This is a genomic window from Burkholderia sp. AU18528, assembly GCF_002223215.2.
In the GTDB taxonomy this organism is placed as follows: Bacteria; Pseudomonadota; Gammaproteobacteria; order Burkholderiales; family Burkholderiaceae; genus Burkholderia; species Burkholderia semiarida.
In genome coordinates, this window is record NZ_NKFC02000006.1 from 851,648 (window position 1) to 876,068 (window position 24,421).

The window sequence follows — 24,421 nt, forward strand, 5'->3', positions numbered from 1 at the left end:
CGGGTCGCGGCCCAACCGAAAGCGCCCCCGCAGCGGGGCGAAACACATCGACAAACAACGGAGACTCACGATGAAATACCCCACCGAGCGCCCGGCCGGTCCGGCCGGCGGCGCGGATGCCGTGCACGCCGATCCCGATGCGATGTTCGCGTCGCACGAAGCCGGCTATGCGAAGCAGTTGAAGCCGCGGCACGTGCAGATGATCGCGATGGGCGGTGCGATCGGCACCGGCCTCTTTCTCGGCGCGGGCGGGCGCCTGCAAAGCGCGGGGCCGGCGCTCGCGCTCGTGTATCTCGTGTGCGGCGTGTTCGCGTTCCTGATCATGCGCGCGCTCGGCGAGCTCGTGATGCACCGGCCGACCAGCGGCAGCTTCGTGTCGTACGCACGGGAGTTCATGGGCGAGCGCGCATCGTTCGTCGCGGGCTGGATGTACTACCTGAACTGGGCGACGACCGGCATCGTCGACATCACCGCGGTCGCGATCTACATGAAGTACTGGGCCGTGTTCACCGACGTGCCGCAATGGGTGTTCGCGCTCGGCGCGCTCGGGATCGTGTCGGTGATGAACATGATCGGCGTGAAGGTGTTCGGTGAGATGGAGTTCTGGTTCTCGCTCGTGAAGGTGGGCACGCTCGCGGTGTTTCTCGCGGTCGGCGCCGTGTTTCTCGCGAGCGGCCATCCGGTGGCGGGACAGATGACGGGGCTGCATCTCGTCGCGGATCACGGCGGGATCTTCCCGCACGGGATCCTGCCGGCGGTGCTGATCGTGCAGGGCGTCGTGTTCGCGTACGCGAGCATCGAGCTCGTCGGTGTCGCGGCGGGCGAGACCGCCGACGCGCGCAAGGTGCTGCCGAAGGCGATCAACAGCGTGATGTGGCGCATCGCGCTGTTCTATGTCGGCTCGGTCGTGCTGTTGACGCTGCTGCTGCCGTGGACGGCGTACAGCGCGCACGAAAGCCCGTTCGTCACGTTCTTCAGCAAGCTGGGCGTGCCTTACGTCGGCACCGTGATGAACGTCGTGGTGCTGACGGCCGCGCTGTCGAGCCTGAATTCCGGCCTTTATTCGACGGGCCGCGTGCTGCGCTCGCTCGCGATGGGCGGCTCGGCGCCGCGCTTCGTGTCGCGGATGAACGCCCGCGGCGTGCCGTACGGCGGCATCCTGATCACGGTCGCGATCAATGCGATCGGCGTGCCGCTGAACTACATCGTGCCGGCCCAGGCGTTCGAGATCGTGCTGAACATGGCGTCGCTCGGGATCATCACGACGTGGGGCTTCATCGTGATGTGCCAGATCCTGTTCCGCCGCGCGGTCGATCGCGGCGAGATGAAGGCCGTGTCGTTCCGGATGCCCGGCGCGCCGTTCACGTCGTGGCTCACGCTCGCGTTTCTCGTCGGCGTGCTGGTGCTGATGGCGTTCGACTATCCGGGCGGCACGTGGACCATCGCGACGATTCCCGTCGTCGTGCTCGCGCTGGTGATCGGCTGGAAGCTGGCGAAACGTGGCGCCGAGCGCGAGCGGGCGGCGGCGGTGCCCGCATCCGTGCGTGGCGTGGCGGATCCCGCGCGGAACGCGTGACGAACGCGTGACGTCATGCGCCGGGGGCGCCGGTCCGTTCGCGGGCTGGCGCCCCCGGTCCGTTTGGTTCGAGTCAGTTCAACCCGGCGCGCTCACCGACCCATCGGCTGAAATCGCCGGCCATCTCCGCGGTCAGCTCGTGGCCGGCCGCATACAGCCGCGTGTCGTGCGCGACGCCGAGCGCCGCCAGTGTCGCATCGGCCTTGTCCGCCCACGCGACGGGCAGCTTGTCGTCGAAACGGCCATGCACGATCAGCGCATGAAGCGGGTGAAGCGCAGCGCGCGGCGCGATCAACGGATCGATTTCAGGCAGGATGCGCCCGCACAGCACGGCGAACGCGCTCACGTCGCCCGGAGACGTGAGGCCGACGCTCGCGCTCATGATGCCGCCCTGGCTGAAGCCGGCGATCACGGTCGGTAACGCGGGGGCTGCGCCATCCTGTGCGCGCAATGCATGCAGCAGCGTGATCAATTGCACGCGGCTCTCGTCCGCACGCGCCGCATCGATTTCAGGGCCGTTCGGGCCGAAACGCACCGGAAACCATGCATGCTGATTGGGCCCGAACGTGAGCGGGCCGCGCAGGAACGCGATTTCGATGCGCGGATCGATCGCGTCGGCCATGTTCAGCAGGTTGGTCTCGTTTCCGCCGACGCCGTGCAGCAACAACAGGCGGGCGGCGGGGCGGCCAGTGGCCGGACGCAGCCGGTATTGAAGGCCGGATTCGGGCTCGGTGGTCAGCGGCAGGACGTCGGTCATTGCGTGGGTCCGAAAGGGGAACGATGCAACAGTCTAGAGCGGGCGGATCGGGAGGGGAATCGCCGGGGCGGGATTGATCGTTTCGTGACCGGAACGAATCTGGGCCCGGTACGTTGCAGGAACGGATCGCGACGTCACGCGATCGGGCATGGGCCGGCGGCCCGGCAATCCGTTCACACCAGGCCGATCGGACGACTCGTCATTCTCACGTTCAATTGATAAAATAGATACATTCTGTAGATACGTGAGGGCGGGAACATGGATACTGCAAAGCTCTTCAGGCACGGCGGTTCGCAGGCCGTCCGGCTGCCGAAGGAATTTCGCTTCGATACGGCCGAGGTCCGCATCCGCCGCCACGGGGCGTCCGTCGTTCTCGAGCCGGTGCCGCAGGACTGGGCCTGGCTGACACCGCTGGTCGGCCCGGTCGACGCCGATTTCGAGGCTGCCGCGACCACGCAGCCGTCCGCTCAGGAGCGCTCGGGCCTGGATGTGTTCGAATGAAGTTCCTGCTCGATACCAACGCGGTGATCGCCATTCTCAAGGGCGAGCCGGCGATGCTGGCCCGCCTGCATGCGTGGCAGCCGGCCGATTTCGGCATCCCGGCGATCGTCGCGCACGAGCTTTACTACGGTGCGTACAAGAGCCAGCGAGCGGCGGCGAACGCCGCGCGTGTCGACGCGCTGCAGTTCGAGGTCGTGCCGTTCGACACCGAGGATGCGCAGCATGCGGGCGAAATTCGTGCGCATCTGATCGCGGCCGGCACGCCGATCGGCCCTTACGATGCATTGATCGCAGGGCAGGCGCGTGCGCGGCACCTGGTGCTCGTCACGCACAACGTCCGCGAATTCGAGCGCGTTCCGCGGCTGCAATGCGAAGACTGGCTCGCCGAGCCGAACGAAGGCTGAACAGTCGATCATGCGGTGGACACACTGACGAACCAGTCGGGCGAATACTGCAACGATTATAAAAATACCAAAACAAACCGGCTCGCCGATAATACGCAAACGTTTTGCCGGCATTCAATAAAACGGATTTTGCGGAGCCGGCATAAAACAATAAATATCCGCTATTTCGACGATTCCTCGATCGTCGCTTCCGCGCCGGTAAGGCGGCGTGAAGTTAACGGCAAATCCGCAAAAGACTTTAGGCTTTTCCCCGCACAATTATTCATTCTATTTTCCTCAATGACCGATTGATTTTCGGTCATCGGACCGTCATACGCCATCCCCGATAATTCGGCGCTCACACTCTTTCAATAGACCAAAGGGCGATCGCACCCGGATCGCCGCGGGGAGCTGTACTCATGACCATCCGTCATCGCATCACGCTGCTAGTCGTCCTGACGTTCTTCGCGCTGTCCGCGATCGGCGTCTATGCCGTGTACCAGACGCGCAAGAGCGCGTCCGAGGTGCGTCAGGTCACCCAGGGAATCGTGCCGAGCGCGCTCGCGTCGGCCGATCTCGTCGCCGAGGTGAAGAACATCCAGATCGCGACGATGACGCTCGTCTACGCGCCCGACGCGAACACCGCCGCCCAGGCGCGCGACGAGCTGAAGGCGAAGCAGGCCGCGCTGCGCGCCGCGCTCGACGCGCAGGCGAAATCGGCGGTCGGCCGCGCGCAGGAAGGGCTCGTCACGCAGGCGAAGGACAGCGCCGCCAACTATTTCGCGGCGATCGACGACACCGTGAAGATGAAGACGGACGGCAAGGCCGAGATGGCGCAGGCCTACCTGTTCGCGAACGTCGCGCAGTATCGCGACGAACTCGAAAGCATCGTCGACACGCTGCGCGTCGAGAAGAACCGCCAGAAGGACGACGCGATCGGCGCGCTGAACGGGATGCTCGCGACCACGGCCACCGCGATCGCGGGCGTCGCCGGCACGGTGATCGTGCTGCTGACCGCGCTCGGCTTCGTGCTGTATCGCCAGATCACGCGCCCGCTGATCGGGATGCAGACGGCGATGAGCGAGATCGCGACGAGCCAGGATTTCACACGCCGCGTGCCGGTGGGCCGGATGGACGAAATCGGCCATTCGATCGTCGCGTTCAACGGGATGATCGAGAAGATCCAGGAGAACGCCGCGCAACTGAAGCAGAAGACGGCCGACATCCAGGCGATGCTGCAGAACATGCAGCAGGGCATCCTGACCGTCGTCGAAGGCGGCGTCGTGCACGCGGAATATTCGGCGTACCTCGAATCCATCTTCGAGACGAACGACATCGCCGGCCGCGACCTGATGGCGCTCGTGTTCGACGATTCGGCGATCGGCGCCGACGCGCGCTCGCAGGTCGACGCGGCCGTGCACGCGTGCCTCGGCGAGGACAGCATGAACTTCGAGTTCAATGAGCACCTGCTCGTCAACGAAGTCGCGAAGCGGATGCCGGACGGCCGCGAGAAGTGGCTCGACCTGAGCTGGTCGGCGATCACCGACGAAACCGACACCGTGGTGCGCCTGATGCTGTGCGTGCGCGACGTGACCGAGATCCGCGCGCTGACCGCGCAGGCCGGCGAGCAGCAGCGGCGCCTCGAGATGATCGGCGAGATTCTGTCGATCAGCCAGGACAAGTTCCACGACTTCGTGCACAGCGCGAAGGGCTTCCTCAGCGAGAACGAGCGGATGATCCGCCAGCACGAGCGCGCCGATCACTCGATCGTCGCGGCGCTGTTCCGCAACATGCACACGATCAAGGGCAATGCGCGCACGTACAGCCTTCAGCACCTGACGAACATCGTCCACGAAGCGGAGCAGGCGTACGAATCGCTGCGCCGCGCGGACAGCGGCCCCGAGTGGAACCGCGACGCGCTGATGGAGGATCTGGCGCGCGTACGCGAAGCCGTCGACCACTACGCGACGATCAACGCGGTCACGCTCGGCCGCAGCGGCGAGCCGGCGCAGAATGGCGCCGATTTCCTGATGGTCGAGCGTGCGCACATCAGCGAGAGCCTGCGTGTGCTCGACGGCGCCGATCCGGCCAACGCATCCGACTGGCGCGCGGCGCGCGATGCCGTGCGCCGCATGCTGAGCCAGCTCGGCACGCAAGGGATCGGCGACGTGCTCGGCGGCGTGATCGAATCGCTGCCGTCGCTCGCGGCCGAGCTCGGCAAGCCGGCGCCCGTCGTGCATATCGACAGCCACGGCCAGCGCGTGCGCAGCGAGATCGTTGCGACGCTGAAGAACGTCTTCATGCACCTGCTGCGCAATGCGATCGACCACGGGATCGAATCGTCCGACGCGCGGCGCGCGGCCGGCAAGCCGGCGTCCGGCACGATCGACATCGCGGTCGGCGTGGGCGGCGGCGAACTGTGGTTCGTGCTCGGCGACGACGGCCGCGGCCTTGCGCTCGACCGGATTCGCGGCATCGCGCGCGAGCGTGGCTGGATCGATGCCGTGAGCGAAGCGGCGTTGTCCGACGAGGATGTCGCCGAGCTGATCTTCCGGCCGGGCTTCTCGACCGCGCAAGCGGTGACCGAAGTATCGGGGCGCGGCGTCGGCATGGACGCGGTGCGCAATTTCCTGAAGCGCGACGGCGGCGATATCGCGCTGCGCTTCACCGACGATCGCGTCGGGGCCCCGTATCGCGCGTTCGAGACGATCGTGTCGCTGCCGGCGCGCTTCGCGGCCGACGGTGCCACTCACGGCGCAGGGCACGCGCAGCCGGCGCGCCTCGCGGATATCGGCGCGGCGGAGTGACGGCGTGATCGTACAGGCGTGGATGATTCAGATGGCCGCCGCGCTCGCGGGCGGCGTGGTCGTCGCGGTGGCGGCGGCGATCGTGTGTCGTGTGATGCGCCAACGGCTCGTCGCATCGATGGAGCGCGACGCGCATGCGTTGCGCGGTGCGCTTCGCGCGGCCGAGGTGCGGGCGGAAGAGACGGCGTCGGCGCATGCGCAAGCGGCGGACGCATGGGCGCAACGCGAGGCGCAACTGGAAGAGGCGCTGGCGCGCGAGGTGTCCGAGAGCGCCGCGCAGCGCGACGCGTTGCAGGCACTGTCGGCCGACCGCGCGGCGCTCGCGCAGCACGCGATGAAGATCGCCGACGAAGCCGCGCGCCTGCGCGGGCTCGCCGGGACGTTCGAGCGCTGGCACGAGCAGATGATCTCGCTGACCACGCAGAACCAGGACATGCGCGCGAAGAACCTGGAGCTGTCGGCGATCGTCGCGCACGTGTCGATCGTGTCGCTGAACGCGTCGATCGAGGCGGCGCGTGCCGGCACGGCCGGGCGCGGCTTCTCGATCGTCGCGAGCGAGGTGCGCGGGCTGGCCGCGCGCTCGCAGGAACTGTCGAACAGCTATCGCGACAGCCTGAACCGCAACGATCTCGTGACGGCCGCGACGTTCCAGGACATTCAGGCCGGCGGCAAGATGATCACGGCCGCGCTCGCGACGGTCGAGACGCTGGCCGGGCAACTGCACGCGCGGATCGAAGGAGCGGCCCCGTGATCAGCGCGCAGGCGAGGGCCGGTTTCGAGCGGATCTTTTTCGATGCCGCGCGCACGCGGCTCGCGGCCGGCGGCGCGTGCGACATCCGGCCGGCCGCCGGGCACGCACACGACGCGCCCGATCGCATGCACGCGAAGCCGCGCTCGAAGCCGACGGTAGCCGAACATGTGGTCGTGCTGACGATCTCGGCGCTGCATTTCCGCCTGCTGCTTGCACTGCGCTTCAGCGACGACGACGCGACGCGCCGCCATTTCGCCGGCGCGACGGCGGGCGCGAGCAGCCAGCGGCCGCTGACCGACGCATTCATGGAAGTCGCGAACCTGTGTTGCGGCGCGATCAACCAGGCGCTGACCGCGCCGTTTCCCGATCTCGGAATGTCGACGCCTTACCTGCTGAGCGGCGCGAGCATCGACGCCATGCACGCGCTCTCGCCCGATTACGTGGCCGCGTACGACCTGACGCTCGACGGCGACGTGCGGGTCGGCGCGACGCTGTGCGTGTGCGCGAACGCGCCGGTCGATTTCCATGTGCCGGAAACGGCCACGGTGGAGAGCGGCGGCGAGCTCGAACTGTTCTGACCGACCATCAGGAATCCTCCGATGACCGAAGACCAACCCGTCAGCAAGGTGCTCGTGCTCGACGACAGCCGCGTGCATGCCGACGCGATCAAGCGTTTCTGCGACGAGCACAATCTGGTCGGCCTGACCGTGCGGCGCAGCCGGCTCTTGAAGGTGCTGCGCTCGAACATCGATCTCGGCGCGATCCTGCTGGCCGAGGATTACGGCGGCTCGCCGGCCGAGAGCGCGATCATCGCGACGCAGATCGACGCGCTGCGGCCCGAGTTGCCGATCATCCTGCGCCGCGAATCGCTCGCGTCGCGCGACGGGCTGCCCGATGCGCTCGCGCGTGTCGCGTGCGCGGCCTACGTCGCCGACGACATGACGCCGCTCGCGCGCGCGATCGACGAATACCTGTTCGGCCGCGACTATCCGAACGCGCTCGTGCGCGGCATCTCGGAGATCACCGAGGCGCGCATCGACGGCCTGTTCCCGGGCATGACGATCGAGCACGACACGCCGTGCATCGTGCGCGACCAGATCATCTTCGGCGAAGTGTTCAGCCTGATCGCGCTCGAAAGCGCGTGGTGCCGCGGCTACATGCTGCTGCAGACGAGCGAGCAGCCGCTGCTCGACATGCTCGGCGGCACGCGCGACAGCGGCCGCGCGCCGGATTTCCGCGACGTGAACAGCGTGCTCGGCGAACTGACCAACCTCGTGTGGGGCGCGTTCAAGAACCGCTATCTCGGCGACGCCGAGGCGCTGGCGCGCCATCCGGTGCAGGTGCCGCTCGTCGTCAATCACAAGCAGAAGTTCATCTCGTTCGGCGGCGACTGTCCGCAGCTCTGTTTCAAGTACCGGATGACCGATCCGGCTTCGGGGCGCTCGGCCCGTCTCGACCAGCGTTTCGTGTTCAGCCTGAGCTGGTCGCCGGAGGATTTCCGCGAATCGGTGCAGGACGTCGGGCCGATGGTCGAAGCGGGCGAACTCGAACTGTTTTGAATGTTGAAGTCGGCAACGACGAAAGGGGAATACGACATGGCAAAGATTCTGGTGGTGGACGATTCGGGCACGGTGCGCGACGAAGTGGCCGGCTTCCTGCGCAATCACGGGCTCGACGTCGCGACGGCCGTCGACGGCAAGGACGGGCTCGCGAAGCTCAAGGCGACGCCCGGCGTGCGCCTCGTGATCAGCGACGTGAACATGCCGAACATGGACGGCCTGACGATGGTCGAGAAGATTCGCGGCGAACTGGCGAACACGGCGGTCAACGTCGTGATGCTGACGACCGAAAGCAGCCCGGCGATGAAGGCGCGCGGCAAGGCCGCCGGCGTGAAGGGCTGGATCGTGAAGCCGTTCAAGGGCGATGCGGTGCTCGACGCGCTGAAGAAGCTCGCGGGCTGACGCGCCTGCGGGCCGTCGAACGGTTGCGCGCGCAATTTACAGCGCGCCGCGATGTCCGTATCCTGCCGGATGCCGAGGGCGGCGTGGCGGCGCATCGTGCGCCGCCACGCCCGGCATCGACGAACATCAGGAACGGAACGAAACCGATGGCATCCGAATACGGGCGACCCGCCGCGCGGCACACGGAGACGCTGATCGCGAAGGGCGTCGTTTTTACCGTCGTGGGCACGTGCGTGCTGATCGGCGTCACGTTGCATGCGCAGTCGACGCGCGAATTCCTGCGCGCGTCGGTCGTCGTACCCGGGCGCGTCGTCAAGCTGAACGCAGGCCAGCATCATCCGGAGATCGCGTTCACGACGCTCGCGGGCGAGCAGGTCGAATATGCGCAGGGCGGCGAGGTCAGCGTGCAGGACGGCGCGACGGTCGAGGTGCGCTATGCGCCGGACGCGCCGAGGATGACGGCGCGGCTCAACACGTTCGGCGCGATCTGGGGCGGCGTGCTGACAATCGGCGCGATGGGCGCGGTCTTTTTCGCCGTCGGCGTCGGTCAGTTGTGGTCGGGCGTGCGCGCGTGGCGCAGCGGGCGCAACCGGGTGCGCCCGCCCGCCGCGCACTGAAACACTTCACAGGACATTCCGGCATGACAATTCGCTTGATGCCGTGGCTCGTCGCGATCGGCGCCGCGTTCGCGGGCTGCGCCGCGCACGCGGCGGGCACCGCGCATTCGCTCGATCAGGTGCCCGGGAAATTCGATTCGCCTGACGCCCGCGCCGCGTATGCGCGCGACATGAGCGGCGCGCCGGAAGCGGACGGTTTCGGCGTGCACTTGCCGCCCGGCTTCACGAAGGAGGGGCTGGTGGCGCAGCTTGCGCCGGGCCAGCCGCTTGCGCGTGTCGTGCTGGCCGGCGCGAAACCGTGGCCGCAGCGTCCCGGCGCGTTCGTCGCGATCGTTTGCGTGGCGCCGACCGACGAGTCGGCGCGCGAGGCGCTGCGATTCCGTGCACCCACCGATTGCGAGGGCTTCGACCGCCACGCCCAGGCCGATGATCAGAAGGAACTGGTCTGGCTGGGCGTGTTCGAGCGCGGCCCGGACGGCGTGCCGCGCCTCGTCGCTCGAACCGAACAGCCGCTCGACCAGGCCACCGACTGGAGCAACACGAATCTCGACAGTCCCGACTACCTCGAGGAGGCGAAGCCGCCGGGTGATCGCGTGCTACGTCCCGAGCGGTGGTCGCGGTTCGATCTCGCGCCGTATGCGCTGCGGGCGGGCGATGCCGCGTTCGGGGTGCGGGCGGGCTGGTCGATCGGTTATTCCGGCGGCGGTGCGTCGTTCGAGGCGTTGTACCTGTTCCGGATCGACGGCAAGACGCTGCGCATCGTGTTCGCGCAGCCGATGATGTTCTACCGGGATATCGCAGGCGATTGGCATCGCAACGGCACGCGCGATCACGACATCACCGAAGGCAGCAATACGCTGAGCGTGCTGTCGACGTCGACGGACGGCTTCCGCGACCTGCAGTTGCGCGAGCGCGGCGGCAAATGGCGCCGGACGTTTCGCTGGTCCGCGGCGGACGGCGCGTATCAGGCGCGCTGACGCACCGGCCCTGGCGGTCCGCTACCGGGCCACGACCGGCCCCGCCGCCGCCGTCGCGAATTCGGCGACGACGGCTTCGATCACCGCCCGTACATGCGGTCTTGTAGAGATCGGCACGGGCGACGAGCCACCCGGTGAAATGATTGCATCGCCGCTCCATCAGGCGCACCAGTTCAGGCTCGGCGTCGGCGCGGAAGCACGGCGCGCAACGGCGCCGTTGACGGGCGAGCGGCATCGCACGTCGCGCGGTGGCCGACGGGCAGGCGTGCATGCGCATGCGGCGGCGCGGCTGGACGTCGTGCCGAATGTGGAGGACCATTTCCCCGACATGCCGCGAGCGGGCGGGCGCGATGGCCGCTCGTTCGCATCGCCTCTCAACCCTGCCGAACCCCGTCGAGCGGAACACCATGGAACCCATTCACGAGACAGCTGGGCCGATCCTGCTGCGCGACACGCGCGACGGCGTCGTCACGCTGCGCCTGAATCGCCCGCAGCAGTTCAACGCGTTGTCCGAAGCGATGCTTTCGGCCCTGCACGATGCGTTCGATACGCTTGCCGCCGATCCGCACGTGCGCTGCGTCGTGCTGGCCGCCGAAGGCAAGGCGTTCTGCGCCGGCCACGACTTGCGGCAGATGCGCGGCAAGCCCGAACTCGGCTATTACCGCACGCTGTTCGCGCAGTGCAGCCGCGTGATGCTCGCGATGCGCGCATTGCCGGTGCCCGTGATCGCGCGCGTGCACGGCATCGCGACGGCGGCCGGCTGCCAGCTCGTCGCCGCGTGCGATCTCGCGATCGCGGCCGATACCGCGCGCTTCGCGGTGTCGGGCATCAACGTCGGGCTGTTCTGCTCGACGCCGGCCGTCGCGTTGAGCCGCAACGTCGCGGCCAAGCGCGCGTTCGACATGCTGGTGACCGGGCGCTTTGTCGATGCGGCGACGGCGGCCGCGTGGGGGCTCGTCAACGAAGCCGTGCCCGAGGACGCGCTCGATGCGGCCGTCGCGCGCAAGGTCGCGGAGATCGTCGCGAAGAGCCCGGCCGCGGTGCGATATGGCAAGCAGATGTTCTATCGTCAGCGCGAGTTGCCGCTCGACGAAGCGTATGCGTACGCGGGCGACGTGATGGCGCGCAACATGATGGAAGAGGATGCGGGCGAGGGCATCGACGCGTTTCTCGAGAAGCGCAAGCCGACGTGGCGTTCGTGATGCGTTGACGGAAGCCGGCAGCGAGCGCGTCGTCGTGCAACGCACAACGACGGGCCGCGTCGTTGCCGGTGCGCGTGGGCGGTTCGCCGCAAAGCAGCCGGGTCGCCCGAGGCGGCCACGCCAGCACGTGGCACGGCAGGTGGCGGCGACGCGGTTACGCATCGCAGCACCGCAGCACCGCCGGCCCGTCAGCGTCCGTAGCTGCCGGTCCGTAGCGCCGGCTGCACGCTCGTCGCCCCGGGCGGCACGATCACGACGGGCACGCGGCGCGCGAGCGCGCACATCAGCTCGTAGCCGATCGTGCCGCTGGCTTGCGCGACATCGTCCACCTTCACCTGGTCGCCCCACAGCTCGACGCTCGAGCCGATGCCCGCGTTCGGGCACGGCGTCAGGTCGACGGTCAGCATGTCCATCGATACGCGGCCGACGACGCGCGTCATCACGCCGTCCACCGCGATCGGCGTGCCGGTCGGAGCATGGCGCGGATAGCCGTCCGCGTAGCCGCACGCGACGACGCCGATCCGCATCGCCCGGTCGGCCGTGAAGCGGCGGCCGTAGCCGACGGTTTCCTCCGGCGCCAGCGTCTGCACGCCGATGATCCTGCTCGTCAGCGTCATCGCGGCCGTCAGCGGCGTGTCGGCGATATGCCGCGAGGCGCCCGTCGGCGAAGCGCCGTACAGGATCGTGCCGGGGCGCACCCAGTCTCGGTGCGCGCGCGGGTGCCACAGCACGGCCGCCGAATTCGACACCGAGCGCTCGCCCGGAATCCCGGCCGTGGTCGCGTCGAACTGGTCGAGCTGCCAGTCGACTTCGCCTTCGTCGGCGTTCGCGAAATGCATCATCAGCGTGATCTTGGCGATCGGCGGCGCGCTCGCCGCGCGTTCCCACGCGGCGCGGAACGCGGCCGGCCGATAGCCGAGCCGGTTCATGCCGGAATTCATCTTGAGCTGGATGTCGATCGGCTGCTGCGGCTTCGCGGCGATCAGCAGGTCGAGCTGTTCGTCGCAGTGCACGGCGACCGTCAGCCGATGGCGATCGGCCAGCTCGACGTCGGCGGGCTCGAAGATCCCTTCGAGCAGCAGCACGGGCTTGTCCCAGCCGAGTTCGCGCACGCGCACGGCTTCGTCCAGATCGAGCAGCGCGATGCCGTCGGCGGCCGCGAGGCCCGGGTAGATCCGCTCGATGCCGTGGCCGTACGCGTTGGCCTTGATCACGGCCCACACGCGCGATTGCGCGGCGGTGCGGCGGATGAAGTCGAGGTTGTGGCGGACGGCGTCGGGGCGGATATGGGCGACGATGGGACGGGGCATGGCAAGGGCTCGGGTCGGATGTCGTTCGGCGCACGGGGTGCGGAGTGAAGCGGCAGGCCGGCGCGATTGCGCGCCCAGCCAGTGTCGAGCGCTATCTTATTGGTGTTCGACCAGTTTTAATTAACGTATTTATCGATGATTTGGTGGAAATTCGGGTGCTGACGCTCGCCGCGCACTGCCCACTTCGGCCTGCGCGGCCGAGTCTCCCGTCTAGAAAACCGGTGCGCGAACGGCACGGTGCAATGCTAAGCTCTCGGCGATCTTGTCATTGACCAATGTAATCATAACGGAGGAGACTTGGATGACGACGTCCCAGCTGTGCCTGTTCATCGTGGCGCTGTTGCCGTTCCCGATGACGTTTCTCGCCAAGGCCCGCAAGGGTTACGACAACCGTACGCCGCGCGATTACCTCGCGAAGCTCGAAGGCTGGCGCGCCCGTGCGCAGGCCGCGCATCAGAATTCATGGGAAGCGCTCGCGCTGCTTACGGCCGCGCTGGTGGTGGCGTGGCACAACGGCGCGAACGCGCATCGCGTCGACCAGCTCGCGATAGCGTTCGTCGCGATCCGCGTCGCCTATGCGCTGATGTACCTGTTGAACTGGGCGTCGCTGCGTTCGCTCGTGTGGTTCGGCGGGATGGCGTGCGTCGTCGCGCTGTTCTTCGCGACGCCGTAAGCGGCCGGTCATACGCAAACGCGCTGCCGGCGTTGCATGCGGCCCGTCAGGCCCCGCCCGCGCCCCGTGCGTGACTGTCGTTGGATGCGGGCGCAACGATCTTCGAGACGAACGGAGGCGCGTCCGCTTCGCTGCGCAGGAATGCGATCAACGGATCGAGCAGCCGGTGCCGCGTCGCCGGGTGGCGGCGCAGCACGAAGCGCCATGACGCGTCGCGCGCGAGGCCCGGCACCAGCGGCACCAGACGCCCGCTGCGCAGCTCGGGCTCGATCAGCGGCACGCGGCCGAGCGCGATGCCCGCGCCGCCGACGGCCGCGCCGATCACCTGGCTGAAACTGCTGTAACGGACGATCTTCGTCTCGAAGTCGTCCGGCAAGCCGAACTGCACGGCCCAGTTGCGCCAGTCGATCTCGGGGCTGTCCTCGTGCATTTCCTGCAGCAGCCGCGAGCGGCATACGTGCCCCGACGCGTACGGAAACAGCTCGGGGCTGCAGACCGGAAACACGGTTTCCCGCATCAGCACGTCGTCGTCGGCCCGCAGCCGGTGCGCCGGTACGTGCACGATCGCCAGATCGACGCCGCTGCGCGCGAAATCCGGCTCGTCGTCGAGCACGACCGCGTGCAGCGGGGTGTCGGGATGAAGCGACGAGAATTCCGCCAGCCGGCGCGCGAGCCACATCGACGAAAACGGCGCGTTGGCGGACACGGTGAGCCGTTGCGCGGCACCGCGAATCTCGCTGCACGCGTCGGTGAGACGCGACAGCGCATCGCTGACGGCCGGCAGCAGGCGTGCACCGGCCGGCGTGAGACCGATGCCGCCGAGCCCCGTGCTGCGTTCGAGCAGCCGCGCGCCGAGCGATTCCTCGAGCGAACGGATCTGGTGGCTGACCGCGCTGGTCGACACGTTCAGCTCGACCGCCGCGCGCGCGAACCCGCCGAGGCGGACGGCCGCCTCGAAAGCACGCAGTGCGCTGAGGGGAGGAAGGTGCGACATGCGGGGTATTGTAGTTGACTCAACACCCGTTGAAAAATCATCTTTTGCCGCGCGCGGGCGGCGCGGGTAGCCTCGATCCGGTCAACCAGAACGCAACCAAACACCGACCGGAGGGCTTCATGTATTTCGACCGACGACTATGGGCGATGATGGCGGGCCTGCGCTGGCGGGTGGCGGCGGCCGTCGCGCTCGGGCTGCTCGCGATGGGTGTCGGCATCCTCCGCTTCGTGTTTCTCGGCCGCGTGCTGGCGCTGGTGTTTTCCGGCGCGCCGGCGCGCGGCATCGGCGAAGCCGTCGTTGCAACGGCGGCCTGCGTGCTGCTGCGCGCATGGCTCGATCATCGCCGCACGGTGCTCGCGCAGCATACGGCGGGCCGCGTGCAGGCGACGCTGCGCGCGCGGCTGTTCGACCGAATCGCCGCGCTCGGCCCCGCCTGGTTCAGCGGCGAACGCACGGGCGGCGTGATGCTCGCCGTCGTCGATGGCGTCGAGCAGTTGCAGACCTTCTTCGGCGTCTACCTGCCGCAACTCGTGATCGCCGCGTGCGCGCCGCTCATGATCTTCGCGGTGCTCGCGTGGTGGGACGTGCCGACGGCTGCGATCCTGCTCGTCGCGGCGCTCGTCACGCTCGCGTTGCCGCAGCTCGTGCATCGCGCCGACAAACGCGCGGCGCTCGCCCGTTCGGCCGCGTTCAAGGCGTTCGGCGAGGAATTTCTCGACGCGGTGCAGGGCCTGCCGACGCTGAAGGCGTTCGGGCAGAGCACCGCGTTCGGCGCGAAGCTGGCCGCGAAGGCGCGCGCGTTGTCGGACAGCACGTTCTGGGTGCTCGCGCTCGGCCTGCTGACACGGTTCTTCACGGATCTCGGCACCGGCCTCGGCGCAGCCGCGGCGATCGCGGTGGGCGCATGGCGCGTGCGGCACGGCGACATGAGCCTCGAAGCGCTGCTGATCGTGCTGATGGCCGGCAGCGAGATCTTCCGGCCGTTGCGCGACCTGCGCGCGGTGCTGCATCAGGGGATGATCGGCCAGTCGGCGGCGAATGCGATCCACGCGCTGCTCGACGCGGGCGGCGCCGCGCCTCGCGTCGATGCGCCGCGCGTAGCGGGCCTGCGGCCGGAGATCGCGTTCGACGACGTCAGTTTCGCGTATCCGGGGCGCCGCGCGGAGGCCCATGCGGCGCTGAGCTTCTCGGTACGCGCGGGCGAGACGGTCGCGATCGTCGGGCCGAGCGGAGCCGGCAAGTCGACCATCGTGCGCCTGCTGCTGCGCCAGCACGATGCGCAGGGCGGCGCGGTCCGGATCGGCGGCCACGACGTGCGCACGCTCGATGCCGATCAGGTGCGCGAGATGATCGCGGTCGTCGCGCAGGATGCGACGCTGTTCGATGGCAGCGTCGCCGACAACCTGCGGCTCGGCCGCCCCGACGCGAGCGACGCGGAGATGATCGCCGCCGCGCGCGCCGCCAACGCGCACGATTTCATCTCGGCGCTGCCCGATGGCTACGCGACGCGCATCGGCGAGCGCGGGCTCATGTTGTCGGGCGGTCAGCGCCAGCGCATCGCGATTGCCCGCGCGCTGCTGCGCGATGCGCCGATCCTGTTGCTCGATGAGGCGCTGTCGTCCGTCGATGCGGAAAACGAGGCGCTGATCCAGCAGGCGCTGGACCGGCTCACGCGCGGGCGCACGACGCTGGTGCTCGCGCACCGGCTGTCCAGCGTGATCGGCGCCGATCGCATCCTGGTGCTCGACCAGGGGCAGGTCGTCGACGAAGGCACGCACGCGGCGCTGATCGCACGCGACGGCCCGTATCGCCGCCTGATGGGGCCGCAACTGGAAGCGGCCGCCGAATCCGTCGGCGCGGCGACCCCGGCCGGCGCGACCGCGCGCGCGTCGTCGGGCCCGCAGGTGCGGCCGCTGAACGACGACGCGGCGACGATCGGCTGGCCGGAGACGTTGCGGACGCTGCTGCGCTTCGTGCGTCCATGGAAGGGCAAGGTGGTGCTCACCGTGCTGTTCGGGATCGGCCGCGTGCTCGCATTCATCGGCGTCGGCGTGCTCGGCGCGCGGGTGGTCGGCGCGGTGCCGACCGGTCATGTCGGCACCGGGCTGGTTGCCGCGCTGCTCGTGATCGCGCCGGTCGCGGCCGTGCTGCACTGGCTCGAATCGTGGCTCGCGCACGACATGGCGTACCGGCTGCTCGCGGAAATGCGCATCGCATTGTTCGCGACGCTCGAGCGGCTCGCGCCGGCCGGGCTGCTGCGTCGCCGTTCCGGCGATCTCGTGTCGCTGGCGACGCAGGACGTCGAGACCGTCGAATATTTCTACGCGCATACGCTCGCGCCCGCGTTCGTCGCGGTGCTCGTGCCGGCCGGCGTGCTGGTGCTGCTCGCGTCGGTCGCATGGCCGCTCGCGCTCGTGCTGCTGCCGTTCCTGCTGTGGGCCGGGCTCGCGCCCGTGCTCGCCCGCCGCGACGTCGACCGGCTCGGCACCGGCGCGCGCGAAGCGCTCGGCCGGCTCGGCGCGCACCTGACCGAAACGATCCAGGGGCTCGCGGAACTGACCGCGTTCCAGGCGATCGCACGCCGGCGCGCCGCATTCGTGGCCGAGGCCGATGCGTATCGTCGGCAGCGCGCGAAGCTGCTCGACGATCTGTCGACGCAAAGCGCCGCGCTCGAAGTCGCGAGCGGGCTCGGCGGGCTGGCGGTTGCCGCGCTCGGCGCGTGGTTGTGCGCACGCGGCTGGTTCCCGCACGAGTCGTTGCCGCTGCTGGTGCTCGTCGCGGTGGCCGCGTTCATGCCGGTGGCCGAAATCGGTCAGGTCGCGCGCCAGCTTGCCGACACGATCGCGTCGACGCGCCGCTTGCGCGCGCTGGAGAAGGAGCCCGTGACGGTGACGGACGGCGCGCACGCGATGCCCGGGAATCCGGCGGTACGGTTCGACGCGGTGTCGTTCACGTATCCGGGCCGCGGCGTGCCCGCGATCGACCGCGTGAGCTTCGAGGTGCCGCCCGGCAGCACGGTCGCGCTGGTCGGTGCATCGGGTGCGGGCAAGTCGACCGTCGCGAGCCTGCTGCTGCGCTTCTGGGATCCGCAGCAGGGCCGCGTCACGCTCGGCGGCGTCGACCTGCGCGACCTGCGGCTCGACGATCTGCGGCAGCACATCGCGCTCGTCGCGCAGGATACCTATCTGTTCAACGACACGCTGGACGCGAACATCCGGCTCGCCGCGAACGATGCGTCCGACGCGGACGTGCGGCGCGCGATCGACCACGCGGCGCTCGGCGATTTCGTCGCGCGGTTGCCGGACGGGCTCGCGACGCGCGTCGGCGAGCGCGGCGTGCAGTTGTCGGGCGGCCAGCGCCAGCGTGTGGCGATCGCGCGCGCGTTCCTGAAGGATGCGCCGGTGCTGATCCTCGACGAGGCGACGTCGCACCTGGACACGATCAGCGAGCAGCAGATCCGCGCGGCGCTGGAGGACCTGATGACGCAGCGCACGTCGATCATCATCGCGCACCGGCTGTCCACTGTGCGCCATGCCGACCTGATCCTCGTGATGGAGCAGGGCGCCGTGATCGAGGCTGGCCGCCATACGGAGCTGATGGCGCGGCAGGGCGCGTATGCGCGGCTCGTGTCGCATCAGGCGAGCGGGGTCGCGGCGTGACGGGGCAGCGAGCGCGGCTGCATCCGGTGTTGTCCGTACCCAGGTATTGACAACATATGTTGTGTGATTGTCTAATTCGTCATCGCGTGTTGCGCGATCGTGACGACGTGCGTCCCGGCATCGTTTGACGGGGCGCGCCAACCCGGCGCACGCTACCTGTCACCGGAGTGGACTCTTTTGCACGACATGCCGCTTTCCCTTTCGCCCGTCATCGCCGGCACGCCGTTCGACATCGGCGTGCGCCTCGGCGAGCTTGCCCGGCCGGTATTCGACGCGTACTTGCGGCAGAGCCGTGCATGGCAGGCCGTGCGCGGCTGGCGCGGCCATCCGTTCGTCGCCGACGCGATCGACGAAGCCGCGCTGCTGCGCGTGCTCGGCGATCGTGCACCGGAAGGGCTGCCGACCTACCGCGACGGTCCGACCGATCGCGACGAAGAGAACACGCTCGCGACCGCGGTGTTCGAGATTCATGACACCGCGATCGCCTTCACCGTCCATCAACACCGCACGCAGCGCTTCGCGACGCGCATCGTGCCGTCCGCGCACGCGCCCGGCGCGTCCTGATCCTTGAGGTTACGCATGACGACCGTTTTCCATCGCGCTCCGCGCGCCACCTTGCCCGTCGCCGTCGCCGGGGACGGCATCGAGATCGTCGATTCGACCGGCAAACGCTATATCGATGCGTGCGGCGGCGCGGCCGTCTCGTGTCTCGGCCACAGCAACCCGCGCGTGATCGACGCGATCAAGCGGCAGGCGCAGCAATTGCCGTACGCACATACGTCGTTCTTCACGACCGACGTGGCCGAGCAACTGGCCGACCGGCTCGTCGACGGCGCGCCGGCCGGGCTCGACCACGTGTATTTCGTGTCGGGCGGCTCGGAGGCGATCGAGGCCGCGCTGAAGCTGGCGCGCCAGTACTTCGTCGAGAAGGGCGAGCCGCGGCGCCGTCATTTCATCGCCCGGCGCCAGAGCTATCACGGCAACACGCTCGGCGCACTCGCGATCGGCGGCAATGCATGGCGGCGCGAACCGTTCCTGCCGCTGTTGATCGACGCGCATCACGTGAGCCCGTGCTATGCGTACCGCGATCAGCAGGCCGGTGAAACGGAGGAAGCGTACGCGCAGCGCCTCGCGGACGAGCTCGAACGGAAGATCGTCGAACTCGGCGCGGAAAGCGTCGCGGCGTTCGTCGCGGAAACGGTGGTCGGCGCGACGGCCGGCGCGGTGCCGCCGGTGCGTACCTACCTGAAAAAGATTCGCGCGGTGTGCGACAAGTACGGCGTGCTGCTGATCCTCGACGAGATCATGTCGGGGATGGGGCGCACGGGTTACCTGTATGCGTGCGACGAGGACGGCGTCGCGCCCGATCTGCTGACGATCGCGAAAGGGCTCGGTGCGGGCTACCAGCCGATCGGGGCGACGCTGGTGAGCGATCGTATTTACCGGACGATCGTCGACGGCTCGGGCTTCTTCCAGCACGGTCACACGTACATCGGCCATGCGACCGCCTGCGCGGCCGCGCTCGAAGTGCAACGCGTGATCGCCGAGGAGAAACTGCTCGACAACGTGAAGGCGCGCGGCGAGCAGTTGCGTGCGTCGTTGCGCGCGCATTACGGTGCGCATCCGCATGTCGGCGACGTGCGCGGCCGCGGGCTGTTCGTCGGCGTCGAGCTCGTGCGCGATCGCGACACCAAGGCGGCGTTCGATCCTGCGTTGAAGCTGCACGCGGCAGTCAAGCGGGAGGCGATGCAGCGCGGCTTGATGGTGTATCCGATGGGCGGCACGATCGACGGCGTGCATGGCGATCACATCCTCATCGCGCCGCCGTTCGTCTGCACCGCGCAGCAGATCGATACGATCGTCGAGCGGCTGTCCGGCGCGATCGGCGCGGCGCTCGCATCGGCCGCCGCGTGAGCCCCGACCCCACTGCATTCTCATCATGACAGACAGACTGCCTCCTTTCGATCCCGCGTCGGCCACCGACGAACAGAAGGCCGTGCTCGCCGATATCCTCAGCGGCCCGCGCGGCAACCTGAACGGGCCGTTCCTCGGCTGGATCGCGAGCCCCGAGCTGGCCCAGCACGCGCAGAAGCTCGGCGCGTTCTGCCGCTACCGCACGGGGTTGCCGCTGCGGCTGTCGGAGCTCGCGATTCTCGTGACGGCCGCGCGCTGGCGCTCGCAGGCCGAGTGGCACATCCATCATCCGATCGCGCTCGAGGCCGGCGTGCCGGCCGCGACGGCCGACGCGATCCGGCTCGGCGTCGCGCCCGCATTCGAATCGGACGACGACGCGCTGATCCATGCGTTCGCCACCGAGCTGTACGACACGCGCCGTGTGAGCGATGCGACGTTCGCGCGGGCGCGGGCCCGCTTCGGCCACGAGACCGTGGTGAACCTCGTCGCGCTGCTCGGCTATTACGCGCTCGTCGCGATGACGCTCAACACGTTCGATATGCGCGCGGACGGACAAACTGATTTGCCGTTTCCGGAATAATCGCTGCCGGCGCGTGCGGCAGCAGCATGCCGCACGCGCGTCCGGATGGCCCGAAAAGCACGTACGCGCGGGCTTTTCGGCGTTTCGGCACGAATCGTTTCGCGACTTCGGCGTGTTGTAAGGCGTACACAGCACGACCTACCCGTCAGAGCAGGAAATTTTTCCCCTCCCTAGAATTTCGGCAAATAGCTTACGGGGGAAATATCGATGCGCTGGGTCCTGTTGATCGTGTTCATTGCGTGTGTCGTGTACACGCATCGGCGCGGCAAGGTTCGGCACCGGTTGTTCAGGCAACTATCCGACCACTCGACCTTTACCGCACCGCTGAACTGCTTTTCGTACGCGTTCTCGTCGGTGCCGACCACGCCGTTTCTCGATACGCGGCACTTTCCGGAGCTCGCGGTGCTGCAGCGCGAATGGCGCACGTTTCGCAGCGAAGCGCTCGCGTTGCGCGACGCGAGCCGGATCAAGGCGTCGGGCGAGTACAACGACATCGGTTTCAATTCGTTCTTTCGCCACGGCTGGAAGCGTTTCTACCTGAAGTGGTACGACGCGCCGCATCCGTCCGCGCAGGCATTGTGTCCGCGTTCGGTCGAGATCCTGTCGCGGATTCCGTCGATCAAGGCGGCGATGTTCGCGCAGTTGCCGCCGGGCGGGAAGCTCGGGCTGCATCGCGATCCGTATGCGGGCTCGCTGCGCTACCACCTCGGGCTCGCTACGCCGAACGACGACGCGTGCCGGATCGTCGTCGACGGCGAATCGTACGCATGGCGCGACGGCGAGGCCGTGATGTTCGACGAGACGTACCTGCACTGGGCCGAAAACCGCACCGCGCACGATCGCGTGATCCTGTTCTGCGACATCGATCGCCCGATGAAATATCGCTGGGCGCAGCGCATCAACGATGCGTTCGGGCAACTGCTGATGCGCGCGGCCGCATCGCCGAACGAAACCGGCGATCGCACGGGCGGGCTCAATCGCGCGTTCAGGTACCTGTATGCGATTCGCCGCGCCGGCAAGCGCTTGAAGGCGTGGAATCGCACCGTGTACTACATCGTCAAGTGGCTGCTGTTCGGCGGGATCGCGGTCGCGATTTTCTGCATCTGACGGGCGACGGCGGGCGTTTCTTCCGTCTGACAATAGGGCGTACGGCAGGGCGCCGACGGCCTCGCCCGCAATCAATGCAACCAAATGTATTCGTCCGGGATCAACGGACGTCGGCCGCGTATGATGGCTTGTTCACATGGATATGATCGGTGAGCAAGCATGACGAGTACCCGTAAGACCATGATGATCGCCGGCGGGCTCCTGGTCGCCGCGGCCGGCACCGCGTACGTGATGCTGCTGCGCGCGGACCACCGTGCGATCGAAGACGCCGGCATCGGCGACGCGGCCGCACCCGTTGCGTCGGCGCCCGCGAGCAACGATCACGCAGCGCAGGGCGCGATCGCGCCGCCCGCACCGGCTGCCGCGACGGCGCCGAAGCAGGCGGCTGCTGCCCCGTCGCCTCCCGAACCCACACCCGCGCCGGCTGCAACCGCGCGCGTCGGCGCCGCGCCCGCGCCGGTTCCGGCGATTCCGGTCGTCAGCGACAAGCCGCAACCGGTGACGAAGCCGGCCGCACCGCCGCCGAAAGTCAACGTCGTGACGGTCGATGCGCAGGATTCGACCCCCACGCCGGCTCCCGCACCGGCCGCCAAGCCCGCTCAGTCGGCGCAGTCGGCCGCACCCGCGCAGGTCACGCAGCGCGCGCCGCGCAAGCGCGACGGCCTCGAACGCCATGCGGCCGCCGCGCGGCCGGCCGCGACGAAATCCGAAACGCCGGAGACGGCCGCGCTCGTCAGGGAATCGGCGAAGCTCGATCCGTCGCTGCCGCCGCCGTCGACGTCATCGATGCAGTCGATGTCGGCGAGCACCGGTTCGTACCGGCAGGGCGGTGCGTCCTCCGGCGCGAATCCGGTGGCCGCCGCGATGACCGAGCAACTGGTCAGGCAGTCGAGCAGTTTCAAGGCGACGGCGCCTGCGCCGGCGGACGGCGGCTCGGCCGCAACCAAGTAACCGCGCGCGTTTTCGGCATAAAAAGGGCCCCGCACGCCGACCAAGGCATGCGGGGCCAAGAGAGACAAACCTTGATGTCGTCGGGCCGACGTGCGTCAGGCGGCGACCGCTTCTTCGGCCTTCGGCTGCGCGGTTGCGACGGGCGCCGCCACATCCTGCCGGATCAGGTGGTCGAACGCGCCGAGCGACGCCTTCGCGCCTTCGCCGACCGCGATCACGATCTGCTTGAACGGCACCGTCGTCACGTCGCCGGCCGCGAACACGCCCGGCACCGACGTCGCGCCGCGCGCATCGACGACGATCTCGCCGTGCTTCGACAGCTCGACGGTGCCTTTCAGCCATTCGGTGTTCGGCACGAGGCCGATCTGCACGAACACGCCTTCGAGATCGATGCGCTGCGTGTCGCCCGAGCGCAGATCCTTGTAGACGAGGCCGTTCAGCTTGCTGCCGTCGCCGGTCAGCTCGGTCGTCTGCGCCTGCGTGACGATCGTCACGTTCGGCAGGCTGCGCAGCTTGCGCTGCAGCACTTCGTCCGCGCGCAGCTGCGCGCCGAATTCGATCAGCGTGACTTCCTTCACGATGCCGGCGAGGTCGATCGCCGCCTCGACGCCCGAGTTGCCGCCGCCAACCACCGCGACACGCTTGCCCTTGAACAGCGGGCCGTCGCAGTGCGGGCAGTACGCGACCCCGCGGTTGCGGTATTCGCGCTCGCCCGGCACGTTGATTTCGCGCCAGCGTGCGCCGGTCGCGAGGATGATCGTCTTCGCCTTCAGCACCGCGCCGTTCGCGAGACGGATCTGATGCACGTCGCCCGGAATCAGCGCGTCGGCGCGCTGCACGTCCATGATGTCGACGTCGTACTGCTTCACGTGCTGTTCGAGCGCGGTCGCAAACTTCGGCCCTTCGGTTTCCTGCACCGACACGAAGTTCTCGATCGCCATCGTGTCCAGCACCTGGCCGCCGAAACGCTCGGCGACCACACCCGTCGCGATGCCCTTGCGTGCCGAGTAGATCGCCGCGGCGGCGCCCGCGGGGCCGCCGCCGACGATCAGCGTGTCGAACACCGGCTTGTTCTCGAGCGACTTCGCCGCGCGTTCGCCGGCGCCCGTATCGAGCTTCGCGAGGATTTCCTTCACGCTGCTGCGGCCCTGGCCGAACGAGGCGCCGTTCAGGAACATCGTCGGCACGGCCATGATCTGGCGCGACTCGACTTCATCCTGGAACAGCGCGCCGTCGATCGCGACGTGGCGGATGCGCGGGTTGATCAGCGACATCACGTTCAGCGCCTGCACGACTTCCGGGCAGTTCTGGCACGACAGCGAGAAATACGTTTCGAATGCGTAGTCGCCGTCGAGCGCGCGAATCTGTTCGATCACGTCGTCGTCGAGCTTGATCGGATGGCCGCCCGTTTGCAGCAAGGCGAGCACGAGCGACGTGAATTCATGGCCCATCGGGATGCCGGCGAAGCGGATGCCGGCCGGCTTGCCGGGCTCGCCGATCGAGAACGACGGCTTGCGCTCGGCGTCGTCGCGGCGTTCGGTCACGGTCACGCGATCCGTCAGCGACGCAATCTCGTTCAGCAGCGCCAGCAGTTCCTGCGATTTCGCGCTGTCGTCGAGAGAGGCGACGAGTTCGATCGGGCGCGTGATCTTTTCGAGGTACGCTTTCAGTTGATTCTTGAGATTGGCATCGAGCATGGCG

The 24,421-nt window shown here is 68.3% G+C and carries 22 protein-coding genes and 1 pseudogene; 18 read left to right on the forward strand and 5 right to left on the reverse strand.

Features of this window, described 5'->3' with window-relative positions; translation table 11 throughout:
• Positions 1-70 precede the first annotated feature (70 nt).
• Entirely contained in the window at positions 71-1,576 is a 1,506-nt protein-coding gene (locus CFB52_RS20730) for an amino acid permease (protein WP_099317305.1), read from the forward strand.
• 73 nt (positions 1,577-1,649) lie between these two features.
• Here CFB52_RS20730 and CFB52_RS20735 read toward each other — a convergent pair whose 3' ends face one another.
• Positions 1,650-2,333 carry an alpha/beta hydrolase gene (locus CFB52_RS20735; RefSeq protein WP_099317306.1) on the reverse strand — a complete coding sequence of 228 codons (684 nt, stop codon included), beginning with the start codon at positions 2,331-2,333 and terminating at the stop codon, positions 1,650-1,652.
• Between the two features lie 258 nt (positions 2,334-2,591).
• On the opposite strand from CFB52_RS20735, the gene CFB52_RS20740 reads away from it, so the two are divergent.
• From CFB52_RS20740 to CFB52_RS20780, 9 genes are all read left to right on the forward strand, one after another.
• Entirely contained in the window at positions 2,592-2,834 is a 243-nt protein-coding gene (locus tag CFB52_RS20740) for an antitoxin (protein WP_099317307.1), read from the forward strand.
• Entirely contained in the window at positions 2,831-3,238 is a 408-nt protein-coding gene (locus CFB52_RS20745; protein ID WP_059639271.1) for a type II toxin-antitoxin system VapC family toxin, read from the forward strand. The genes CFB52_RS20740 and CFB52_RS20745 overlap by 4 nt, the downstream gene beginning before the upstream one ends.
• A 398-nt stretch (positions 3,239-3,636) precedes the next feature.
• Positions 3,637-6,024: an MCP four helix bundle domain-containing protein gene (locus CFB52_RS20750; protein ID WP_099317308.1), complete on the forward strand. Its 2,388-nt coding sequence runs from the start codon at positions 3,637-3,639 to the stop codon at positions 6,022-6,024.
• Between the two features lie 22 nt (positions 6,025-6,046).
• Complete coding sequence (locus tag CFB52_RS20755) at positions 6,047-6,775, forward strand: methyl-accepting chemotaxis protein (RefSeq protein ID WP_099317890.1); 729 nt, start codon at positions 6,047-6,049, stop codon at positions 6,773-6,775.
• Entirely contained in the window at positions 6,772-7,353 is a 582-nt protein-coding gene (locus CFB52_RS20760; protein WP_060311143.1) for a hypothetical protein, read from the forward strand. The genes CFB52_RS20755 and CFB52_RS20760 overlap by 4 nt, the downstream gene beginning before the upstream one ends.
• A gap of 21 nt (positions 7,354-7,374) precedes the next feature.
• Positions 7,375-8,334, forward strand: coding sequence for a chemotaxis protein CheX (locus tag CFB52_RS20765; RefSeq protein ID WP_099317309.1), 960 nt, complete (start codon positions 7,375-7,377; stop codon positions 8,332-8,334).
• A gap of 36 nt (positions 8,335-8,370) precedes the next feature.
• Positions 8,371-8,736 (forward strand): response regulator, encoded by a 366-nt coding sequence (locus CFB52_RS20770; protein WP_059639893.1) that lies wholly within the window; start codon positions 8,371-8,373, stop codon positions 8,734-8,736.
• 146 nt (positions 8,737-8,882) lie between these two features.
• Positions 8,883-9,353, forward strand: coding sequence for a DUF3592 domain-containing protein (locus CFB52_RS20775; protein ID WP_099317310.1), 471 nt, complete (start codon positions 8,883-8,885; stop codon positions 9,351-9,353).
• 23 nt (positions 9,354-9,376) lie between these two features.
• Positions 9,377-10,330: a hypothetical protein gene (locus CFB52_RS20780; protein WP_099317311.1), complete on the forward strand. Its 954-nt coding sequence runs from the start codon at positions 9,377-9,379 to the stop codon at positions 10,328-10,330.
• A 21-nt stretch (positions 10,331-10,351) separates the two neighbouring features.
• Here CFB52_RS20780 and CFB52_RS35325 read toward each other — a convergent pair.
• Positions 10,352-10,532, reverse strand: a pseudogene (locus CFB52_RS35325) (LysR family transcriptional regulator); the annotation flags it as partial.
• 205 nt (positions 10,533-10,737) lie between these two features.
• On the opposite strand from CFB52_RS35325, the gene CFB52_RS20790 reads away from it, so the two are divergent.
• Positions 10,738-11,532 (forward strand): enoyl-CoA hydratase, encoded by a 795-nt coding sequence (locus tag CFB52_RS20790; RefSeq protein WP_099317312.1) that lies wholly within the window; start codon positions 10,738-10,740, stop codon positions 11,530-11,532.
• 188 nt (positions 11,533-11,720) lie between these two features.
• On the opposite strand, the gene alr is transcribed toward CFB52_RS20790, so the two are convergent.
• Positions 11,721-12,842 carry an alanine racemase gene (gene alr, locus CFB52_RS20795; RefSeq protein ID WP_099317313.1) on the reverse strand — a complete coding sequence of 374 codons (1,122 nt, stop codon included), beginning with the start codon at positions 12,840-12,842 and terminating at the stop codon, positions 11,721-11,723.
• 301 nt (positions 12,843-13,143) lie between these two features.
• Between alr and CFB52_RS20805 the strand changes: the two genes are divergently transcribed.
• A complete protein-coding gene (locus CFB52_RS20805; protein ID WP_099317315.1) occupies positions 13,144-13,515 on the forward strand; it encodes an MAPEG family protein in 372 nt (123 codons plus the stop codon).
• A gap of 46 nt (positions 13,516-13,561) precedes the next feature.
• Here the strand turns inward: CFB52_RS20805 and CFB52_RS20810 are convergent, their stop codons facing one another.
• A complete protein-coding gene (locus tag CFB52_RS20810) occupies positions 13,562-14,509 on the reverse strand; it encodes a LysR family transcriptional regulator (RefSeq protein ID WP_060311136.1) in 948 nt (315 codons plus the stop codon).
• Positions 14,510-14,628: 119 nt separating this feature from the next.
• Between CFB52_RS20810 and CFB52_RS20815 the strand changes: the two genes are divergently transcribed.
• The 6 genes from CFB52_RS20815 (at position 14,629) to CFB52_RS20840 (ending at position 22,720) form a co-directional block, all read left to right on the forward strand.
• A complete protein-coding gene (locus CFB52_RS20815) occupies positions 14,629-18,168 on the forward strand; it encodes an ABC transporter ATP-binding protein (protein WP_099317891.1) in 3,540 nt (1,179 codons plus the stop codon).
• A 186-nt stretch (positions 18,169-18,354) separates the two neighbouring features.
• On the forward strand, positions 18,355-18,732 hold the full coding sequence (locus CFB52_RS20820) for a hypothetical protein (RefSeq protein WP_099317316.1): 378 nt from the start codon (positions 18,355-18,357) through the stop codon (positions 18,730-18,732).
• Positions 18,733-18,747: 15 nt separating this feature from the next.
• Positions 18,748-20,082 carry an aspartate aminotransferase family protein gene (locus tag CFB52_RS20825; protein ID WP_099317317.1) on the forward strand — a complete coding sequence of 445 codons (1,335 nt, stop codon included), beginning with the start codon at positions 18,748-18,750 and terminating at the stop codon, positions 20,080-20,082.
• Between the two features lie 25 nt (positions 20,083-20,107).
• Positions 20,108-20,662: a carboxymuconolactone decarboxylase family protein gene (locus CFB52_RS20830; protein ID WP_099317318.1), complete on the forward strand. Its 555-nt coding sequence runs from the start codon at positions 20,108-20,110 to the stop codon at positions 20,660-20,662.
• 207 nt (positions 20,663-20,869) lie between these two features.
• Complete coding sequence (gene lpxO / locus CFB52_RS20835; protein ID WP_060311132.1) at positions 20,870-21,769, forward strand: lipid A hydroxylase LpxO; 900 nt, start codon at positions 20,870-20,872, stop codon at positions 21,767-21,769.
• A 159-nt stretch (positions 21,770-21,928) separates the two neighbouring features.
• On the forward strand, positions 21,929-22,720 hold the full coding sequence (locus CFB52_RS20840; RefSeq protein ID WP_099317319.1) for an extensin: 792 nt from the start codon (positions 21,929-21,931) through the stop codon (positions 22,718-22,720).
• A gap of 95 nt (positions 22,721-22,815) precedes the next feature.
• On the opposite strand, the gene ahpF is transcribed toward CFB52_RS20840, so the two are convergent.
• Positions 22,816-24,417: an alkyl hydroperoxide reductase subunit F gene (ahpF, locus tag CFB52_RS20845; protein ID WP_060311130.1), complete on the reverse strand. Its 1,602-nt coding sequence runs from the start codon at positions 24,415-24,417 to the stop codon at positions 22,816-22,818.
• Between the last annotated feature and the right edge of the window lie 4 nt (positions 24,418-24,421).